The organism is Pelatocladus sp. BLCC-F211 (assembly GCF_041928655.1).
Classification (GTDB): domain Bacteria; phylum Cyanobacteriota; class Cyanobacteriia; order Cyanobacteriales; family Nostocaceae; genus Pelatocladus.
Genome location: NZ_JBHFLM010000194.1, coordinates 1 through 6,769 on the forward strand (window position 1 = coordinate 1; position 6,769 = coordinate 6,769).

General features: G+C 39.3%; 6 protein-coding genes. 4 read left to right on the forward strand and 2 right to left on the reverse strand.

All coding sequences use genetic code 11. From position 1 onward, the window contains the following. Positions 1–570: 570 nt before the first annotated feature. Both ACE1AT_RS22980 and ACE1AT_RS22985 read right to left on the reverse strand, forming a co-directional pair. On the reverse strand, positions 571–1,479 hold the full coding sequence (locus tag ACE1AT_RS22980; RefSeq protein ID WP_374872566.1) for an EthD domain-containing protein: 909 nt from the start codon (positions 1,477–1,479) through the stop codon (positions 571–573). Between the two features lie 68 nt (positions 1,480–1,547). Continuing rightward, complete coding sequence (locus ACE1AT_RS22985) at positions 1,548–1,946, reverse strand: nuclear transport factor 2 family protein (protein WP_374872568.1); 399 nt, start codon at positions 1,944–1,946, stop codon at positions 1,548–1,550. A gap of 641 nt (positions 1,947–2,587) precedes the next feature. Between ACE1AT_RS22985 and ACE1AT_RS22990 the strand changes: the two genes are divergently transcribed. The 4 genes from ACE1AT_RS22990 to ACE1AT_RS23005 all read left to right on the forward strand — a co-directional run bounded on the left by ACE1AT_RS22990 (position 2,588) and on the right by ACE1AT_RS23005 (position 6,634). Next, a complete protein-coding gene (locus ACE1AT_RS22990) occupies positions 2,588–3,391 on the forward strand; it encodes an SDR family NAD(P)-dependent oxidoreductase (protein WP_374872570.1) in 804 nt (267 codons plus the stop codon). A gap of 148 nt (positions 3,392–3,539) precedes the next feature. After that, positions 3,540–4,436 (forward strand): alpha/beta fold hydrolase, encoded by an 897-nt coding sequence (locus tag ACE1AT_RS22995; RefSeq protein WP_374872572.1) that lies wholly within the window; start codon positions 3,540–3,542, stop codon positions 4,434–4,436. Between the two features lie 146 nt (positions 4,437–4,582). Continuing rightward, positions 4,583–5,056, forward strand: a complete 474-nt coding sequence (locus ACE1AT_RS23000) for a quercetin 2,3-dioxygenase (RefSeq protein ID WP_374872574.1) — start codon at positions 4,583–4,585, stop codon at positions 5,054–5,056. A gap of 9 nt (positions 5,057–5,065) precedes the next feature. Then, positions 5,066–6,634, forward strand: a complete 1,569-nt coding sequence (locus ACE1AT_RS23005) for an EthD domain-containing protein (protein ID WP_374872576.1) — start codon at positions 5,066–5,068, stop codon at positions 6,632–6,634. Positions 6,635–6,769: the final 135 nt, after the last annotated feature.

Here is a 6,769-nt window from a genome sequence, read left to right on the forward strand (position 1 = left end):
CGGTTATTTAAATCAGTAGATGAGTTAAAGAATTTACTGGATAGATTGTTAAATCAGGGAGAACTAATAATTCAATGGGGACGAAAAGTAAAAAATAAAGGAAATGCTGCTATTGCAAACTAAATGTGGAACAGCTTATTAAAACAGATGTAGAGATGCCAATCTTCACATCTCTACATAATTGTAAATTCTGTTTTTTCACGCAAGATTATGATATAATGCCGAACTCTGATATTCAAATCTTGCATCTATCTGTATAAGCCTGGGTTTAGCTAAAAGCAGCACACTAAAGTTAAACCTCGTCCATCTTGAAAAGAGGAGTTTTTCAAAAAGGACATTATGTAGGTTGGGTGGAACGGAGTGTAACCCAACCTACAAAACTACAGTTCTCAAAGTAGACGTGGTTTACATTACTTTTTTGCCTTTTATTCAGTAAAATAAGACATAGAAGCTTTGTACTGAGTGTTAAAATAACATCAATAATCAAGCAGTCTGTTTCAGCAGGCTTGGGTTATGAGACTGTGATTTGCATCGCAGGCGTCTTTTTTTAACAATTGGGACACCCCCAGACTAAGCAACATTGCCAAGCATAAGATTGAGTATGTTATCCTCTGTTTGATTGGTTGCACCGAGATTGGCGATAAGTTCTGCTACAGTGGAAGTCCGTTGTCCAGCTAAAGTCAATTTACCATTATACACAAAGGTGTAAGTACCTTGTTCTCGAAAAGTAGTAAACTGCTTTATATAGTTTTTCTGGTCTTTTACTACAGCAGCATAGGCCTGTGAATCAAAGAAATGTTCCATGTCTATCCAACTTTTAAAGGCAATTTCAAACGCTGCCTGATATTGTTGTTCTAATGGTTCGTAATGAGACACTCCAGGAGCTGGTGGAAGCGAATTGTCGTGTTCCTCAAGAAGATGCAGTTTAAACTTAAGAACTAAATCATTTTTTATAAAAGATTTAGTAAATTTATCCACCATGTAATTGCGAAAATCATCCACAGTTATTGCATCTGCTTTTCTGACCATCACATGGAACTTCATGACATCCAAATTACCGATGGGATCACCATTTTGTATAGTATCAATATAAGTTTTAGAATTGCCATTATTAGTTAGATATATAACGGCTTTACTCACAAAGTTCTGCTGGTCGGAATCTAGAATAGTAGCAGCATTAATCCAGGTTTGACAGTTCTTTTCTGATAAAAACGTCAACTCTGCTATTCCATCAAACTGGTCTTCTTCAGGAATTTTGTATTCTAGTCCATCAAGACTTGGCCAAATATTATCCCTATTATAAGTGAGGTGATACTGCCAATATTGGAACTGACCTGGTAATCGCGCACTGACTGGACCATGAATATTTTTCCAGTAACTATAGAATGTATCTAAATCAATTCCCTTTCTCTTTTGTATCAGTACGTATAATACTGTTTTCACATTTTGATCCCGTGTTGAGTAATCGACTTTTGTCATTATTCCTCTCCTAATACTATGAGAATTGTTCTGGCTACCTGACTACAAAGAGTTGCTAAACCTTTCGCTCATCTAAATAGTGGATTGATATCCATAAAAATTTGCAGTTGTTGGATTAAGTCACCCTTAAATCGAAAGATATCTACTACGGGAAGTGTCACAGTTGTGCCATCTTGACGGTAATAAGTAACTTCCATATCCAAGAAAACTACATCTCCAATCTCCCACTTTTGCTTAATGTCGTGATATATACTCTTTACTTGTTGACAAAAATCTATTAAAGAGTCTCTGATAGCTTTACGTCCGACTATAATATCTAAGTTACCTAACCGAAAGTGTGCATCTTCAGTTAGATATGTAACATATTTGTCTGATGCTTGTATTGGAGCATCAGGTCCCGACTCAAATACCTCAAACAGGCGCTTAATGACTTCTGTTTTAGCTGATGTTGCTACTAAATTTGACATTGAGTATCTCATAATAAAATAAAAAAGATAAGTTTAGTTTGTCTACTTTAAAAATGTTTAACCAGTAAAGTTCGTTATTTTATAAATAAACTTATGAATTTATATAAAATTTTTCTTAATTCAATTAAATCGACTCACGAATTGAAACTTGTCCATTTGTGCAAGCTCATAAAGAATTGGTATCATCCCCAAAAACGAGAAGAAATATCAAGCCTTTATCGTTGAAGCAGAAAAGATTGGAGAAAGCTTTTCCAGATAAACACGGCGTAGGAGTCTTTGTCTCCCTTGTCGCCAAATATCAGTAGCTTACAAAGTTTTTTCCAGAAGTGCGATCGCCAACTTTCGCCAACTCTAACTTAAAATGCAGTTTTGTGTTAAACTACGATACTCAAGAAACTGGTATAGATTATTTGATTTTTCTTAGACAAAAAATAAGTTTGTTCTTAAAATAATGAAATTGCCTGGTTAAAGCTTTTTAATATAGACAAACTGAAACTATCTTCTTAGTCATGAGGTTTACCACAACCTTGGGTAAAAACCTCGGTCTATCAAACTACCTGTTAAGCTAAGACCGATTTTTGATGCGACTGTGTGGATCAAATTTTAAGAGACTACAAAAAATATAACCATGAGGTAAGTTCATGGATTTACAGTTACGTGATAAGCGAGCTCTGATCACTGGTAGTACCAGTGGTATTGGTGCAGCTATAGCGAAAGCTCTAGCACAAGAAGGTGCGATCGTTATCGTACACGGACGAAAGGAAGAGCAGGCAAATCAGATGGCTGAGGAGATTGATGCAAATGGTGGAAAAGCATTTGTTGCTGTCGGAGATATTTCAACCGATGAAGGTGCGCGTCAAGTAGCTAATAAAGTGCTTTCATCTGTTGGGAGTGTGGACATTTTGGTAAATAATGCTGGCATATATGAAGACCGTACCTGGATGGATAGCGATCCAAAAGGATGGGCTGATATCTATAATGCTAACGTAATTTCCATGGTGCGAATGATTCAGCTTCTCGTACCCCATATGAAACAGCTTGGTTGGGGACGTATCATTCAAATTGCTAGCGGATTAGCGATTCAGCCCTTCGCTGCTCGGCCTGACTATCAAGCCACTAAAGCTGCAACTTTGAATATGACTGTAAGTCTAGCAAAGGAATTAGCACAAACAGGTATCACAGTCAATACAGTAAGTCCTGGTCTGATTGCAACTGAAGGAGCCAAGCGGATTTTCCATCAGATTGCCTTAACTAAAGGATGGGGTAGCGAGTGGGCGGAGATTGAAAAGCATTTAGTGCAAGAGGATTGGCCTAACCCCAGTAGCCGTCTTGGACGCCCTGAAGAAGTAGCAAATATAATTGCATATTTAGCAAGTCCACTTGCAGATTACATTAATGGTGCAAACATTCGGGTGGACGGTGGAGGTGTAGGAGCAATTAACTAATTTGCTCACCTACATTCAAGAAATCAGAAACTTAAAAGTGACAGATGTCGTATCCATCAGAGCAATCAAAAAAATAATCAAGCTCCACAGAGATACACCGCAGTGTAGCTAACAAGGGATCAATGCACTTCTACACAAGGATATAAATATGACAACTGTTCTAACAGATATTGAAACAAAATTCACTCATCAATATGCCTTTGTCAACGGCGTACGCCTCCACTACGTTATCGGCGGTCAAGGTGATCCAATAATTCTACTGCATGGCTGGCCCCATACTTGGTATCAGTGGCATAAAGTTATGCCAGCTCTTGCCGAACACTATACCGTGGTTGCAGTTGACTTGCGGGGCTTTGGTGACTCTTCAAAGCCAGCTGTTGGCTATGATAGCCGTACCGAAGCTGAAGACATTTACCAATTAGTCCGTCATCTTGGTTTTGAGCGTGTTTTCTTAGCTGGATCTGATTGGGGTTCTCCAGTCAACTATGCATATGCGTGTGCTCATCCAGAAGATGTACGTAGAATTGTGAGCCTTGATGCCACGCTTCCTGGTTTCGGTTGGGAGGATCTAGCCGAATATTCATCGGAAACTTCGCGCTTAGGTGGTGGAATTTGGCATTTTAACTTTAATGCGGTGCCTGATCTCCCAGAGGCACTAGTTGCAGGAAGAGAGCGGATATTTATTTCCTACTTCTTCAATAAATATTCCTATAACCCCTCTGGAATATCTGAGGCTGAAATTGATGAATATGTTCGTTGGTATTCTGCTCCTGGCGCAGTACGTGGTTCTCTGGGACTTTACCGTGCTATCCATGAGTCAGTACGACAAAACAAAGAAAACGCTAAGACAAAACTCAAAATGCCAGTGTTAGTACTGGGAGCTTCTCACGGTTTAGGCGATCGCCCTATTAAGGCGATGCAGGCAGTGGCTGAAGACGTTCGCGGTACTGTTATTGAAGGCTGCGGACATTTTATTCCCGAAGAGCGTCCAGAGTATCTAATTGAACAAATGCTCCAATTCTTTGCTGAAGATTACAAATCCTAAGATTGGTTTCGCAATTGCTGCAAGAAACATTAACAACCTAACCTACAGCAGCGGTTTATATTTCATTTACACATTAACTACTACAAAAAGTAGTATATAGTTGCAATTTACATTCTCAAATCTTTGCAGATATCAGGAGAACTACATTGGCAGACAATGATCATCCAGTGGTAACGCCAAAAGGCGAAGGTCGTTCTTACTCGGTCGTGGGCGATATATATACCTTTAAAGCAGTAGGCGAAGATACTGGTGGAGCGTATTCAACATTTGAGTTTTTCATTCCACCCCTGAACGGTTCTCCACCCCACATTCATCATCGGGAACACGAAACCTTCTATATCCTAGAGGGAGAGTTACTTTTCGAGGTTGGAGAGGAAAAGATAGTCTTATCTGCCGGCAACTTTGTCCATGTTCCCAAAGGGATACGTCATTGCTTTCAAAATATAAGTACAGCACCTGCAAAAACTTTGACAACAACTGTTCCTGCTGGACTGGAAAAGTTTTTTGAGGAAGTGGGTTATCTAGTCAAAGATCAGGATACACCCGTACCTGTTACGCCGGAAGAACAAATCAAAAAAATGCTGGAAGTTGGTCCTAAGTATGGAGTAGAAATACTATAGCTATTACCTATGAAAACTCTCAATCCAGAAACAGTAAAAGCTAATTACGCAGAACGCGATCGCAATGGAAAAGTAGTCTTCTACGTTCTTCTATGGAAAAGAAAAAGCATCACCTTAGAGATGTTTGATGACTATTGGCGCAATGTACACGGTCCAGTCTGCGCTAGACTACCAGGTCAATATCAATATTGGCAATTCCACGTAGCTCATAATCAAGGCAGTATTTGGCCTACTTTAGATGGTATAGACTACAGCTGTCCAGAATCAGATCAATTCGATGGTATTGCCGAATTAACCTTTGCTACAGAAAACGACCGTCAAACCTGGTTTAATGCTTCTGGCATTTTAATGGATGACGAATACAACATTTTCAGCAAAGCGATTGGCTATAACACTAGTCCTGGTAATTCTCAAACTTATGTAGATGGTATTTCCACAGGCTACCCCAACGGAGAGTTAGGGATTAAGAAATTTCACGTCATGGTCAAAAAAGCAGATGGCGTGAGTACGGAAGCTTTTCGCAGATACATAAAAGACAGTTTTGCTCCTGCGATTGTCAAAAGTAATTTTGTTCTCAAATTTCGACTACATCTCTTTGAAGAAGTAGATAATTCTAGACCAGATGCACCAGGAGTGATTCATGTTGAACCTCCAAGAAATCAGTATCAAGCTGCTTTTGAAATTGCTTTTTCTGATTCTCTTGATATGGCTAACTTCTTTGTTTCTGATGAATACATCTCCACAGTTCAATCCCAGCCACAGTACATTAAACAAATTAGTACTTTTCCAGAAAGAACAGCCTATACCTTTGTTTACAACGGTCAGATGACTTTAGCAGGTCAACGGAGTTCCACAGTTGCGGAATTAATTACCAATATCGGTGCAATCAATCAACTAAAGAAGGACATAGTTTCTCTTATGAGCGGTTTATTTTCTCTCTCCAACGGTAAGCATGATATCAAGTCTGAACAATCTGTTTTAGATGACAAAGTTGTCAGTCAAACTACAGATCAAAATAGCAATCCGTTAGAAAGACTACCAGGAACAGCCTCAGAACTTGTGACACGCCTATTTGCTAGAGGCGAAGCATTTGATTCGGAGGGGTTTATTGAGTTCTTTACCGATACACCAGTGTATCAGTTCGGCAACTATGCACCATGTTTCACTAAAGCTGCCATCAAGCAATCTGTGGATGCTTTTTTCAGTCAGGTTTCTGCACTTTACCACGAAATCAAGATGATGTGGGAAGTTGGTAATGTAGTGTTCGTTGAAATGGATGTGATTTACTGGCGTAAGGATGGCTCTGTAGTCACCTTACCTTGCTGCGATATTTTTCGACTAGAGGGCAACAAGTTCTCAGAGTTACGGATTTTCATGGATGCGAATCCTGTCTCTAATCAAACTATTCCTGTGCCTAGCACATCTTCTGTATTGACTATCAGCCAAGGACAGAGACTGACTCCACCGGGGGTATTAAAGAATTACTTCAGTGAACACGATGAAGGAAGAAAACGAGTAGCAACAGGATTTGCCCCCAAATGGGCTGATGTGTCATCTAAATGGTCACTTAAGATATAGCAATCTGATTTGATTAATGAATTTACTCGTGGAGGCAGGCAATAGGCAATAGGCAATAGGCAATAGGGAAAGAAAGAAAAAAAAGGAAGCTAGATGTGTACTGAGTTTTGTTCAAAAATCAAATAGGAATCCTAT

Coding starts and splice junctions, on each gene's coding strand:
- ACE1AT_RS22980 (WP_374872566.1), bottom strand. CDS start 1,479: ATGACAAAAGTCGATTACTCAACACGGGATCAAAATGTGAAAACAGTA.
- ACE1AT_RS22985 (WP_374872568.1), bottom strand. CDS start 1,946: ATGTCAAATTTAGTAGCAACATCAGCTAAAACAGAAGTCATTAAGCGC.
- ACE1AT_RS22990 (WP_374872570.1), top strand. CDS start 2,588: ATGGATTTACAGTTACGTGATAAGCGAGCTCTGATCACTGGTAGTACC.
- ACE1AT_RS22995 (WP_374872572.1), top strand. CDS start 3,540: ATGACAACTGTTCTAACAGATATTGAAACAAAATTCACTCATCAATAT.
- ACE1AT_RS23005 (WP_374872576.1), top strand. CDS start 5,066: ATGAAAACTCTCAATCCAGAAACAGTAAAAGCTAATTACGCAGAACGC.